Here is a 777-nt window from a genome sequence, read left to right as displayed (position 1 = left end):
TGCCGCAAGCCGACACTGGCAAGCTGGCGCTCGACAACGAGGCGATCGTGCGACTGCCCGATGGTTCGATGTTCATCTCCGACGAATACGGCCCGAACATCTATCGGTTTTCCGCCGACGGGCATCTGCTGTCGGCAACCCAGCCACCGGCTGCGCTGGTGCCGATGCGCCACGGCACGCCGAACTTCGCCTCGGACAATCCGGGACCCGGTGCCGCCGAGCCCGATCCGAAGGATCCCGACACCGGCCGCCAGAACAATCAAGGCCTCGAAGGCATGGCGATGACGCCCGACGGCAAGTTCCTGATCGCCGTGCTGCAGTCGGCGGCCAGGCAGGACGGCGGCGATTCCGGCTCGACCCGCCAGAACACCAGGGCGCTGGTCTATGACACGTCCGACCTCGCCCATCTCAAATTGGCGCACGAATATGTCGTGCCGCTGCCGGTGTTCAAGGATGCCAAGGGCAAGACCAAGGTCGCCGCGCAGAGCGAGATCGTGGCACTCTCCGACAAGAGCTTCCTGATGCTGGCGCGCGACAGCGGCAACGGCCAGGGCCTGAAGGGCGACGCCTCGCTCTATCGCCAGGTCAACGTCGTCGACCTATCCACCGCGACCGACATCGCCGGCGGCGCCTTCGACGGCGCTGACAGGCCGGTCGCCCCCAAAGGCGTCGTCGACCCATCGGTGACACCGGCCAAGCTGACGCCATTCATCGACATCAACGACAGTGCCGAGCTCGGCCGCTTCGGCCTGCACAATCGCGCGCCCAATGACCAGG

General features: G+C 66.2%; 1 protein-coding gene. It reads left to right on the top strand.

What is annotated here, in order from left to right; translation table 11 throughout:
* Positions 1-777, top strand: a 777-nt coding sequence (locus EN906_RS35960; RefSeq protein WP_206529286.1) for an esterase-like activity of phytase family protein, incomplete at both ends; no start/stop codon positions are given.

Source organism: Mesorhizobium sp. M7A.F.Ca.CA.004.06.1.1, from assembly GCF_003999135.1.
In the GTDB taxonomy this organism is placed as follows: domain Bacteria; phylum Pseudomonadota; class Alphaproteobacteria; order Rhizobiales; family Rhizobiaceae; genus Mesorhizobium.
The sequence above is the reverse complement of the archived record's forward strand: the minus strand, read 5'-3'. Positions and strand labels throughout refer to the sequence as shown.